At 54.5% G+C, this 343-nt stretch carries 1 pseudogene; it reads right to left on the reverse strand.

Annotated features, from left to right (window positions below):
- A pseudogene (locus tag NR112_RS22295) lies at positions 1-343 on the reverse strand (hypothetical protein); the annotation flags it as partial.

Genomic DNA, 343 nt, shown 5'->3' on the forward strand with positions numbered 1-343 from the left:
CGCCTGGGCGACGAGGTCGTGCAGGGCCGCGTCGCCCGCGGCCTTGGCACCTACGTTGCGCGCCCCGGCCCGCTGGCCGGCGGCGTCGGCCTTTTCTCTTTCTCTTCTTTCTTCTCTCCTTTTTCCCTTTCCTTCTTTCTCCCTCCTCTTCTCTCCTCCCTCCTTTTCTCTCTCTCTCTCCTCCCCCTTCCCCTTCCCCCCCTTTTTCTCCTCTCCCCCTCCCTTTCTTCCTTCTCTTTCTTTTCTTCCCTCTTCTCCTTTCTCTCTCTTTCCTTCTTTTCCCTTTTTTCCTCTCTTCCTCTCTTCTTTTCTTTCCCTCTTTTTTTTTCTCTTTTCTCTCTCT

This window comes from Terrabacter sp. Ter38, from assembly GCF_024519435.1.
Taxonomy (GTDB): Bacteria; Actinomycetota; Actinomycetes; order Actinomycetales; family Dermatophilaceae; genus Terrabacter.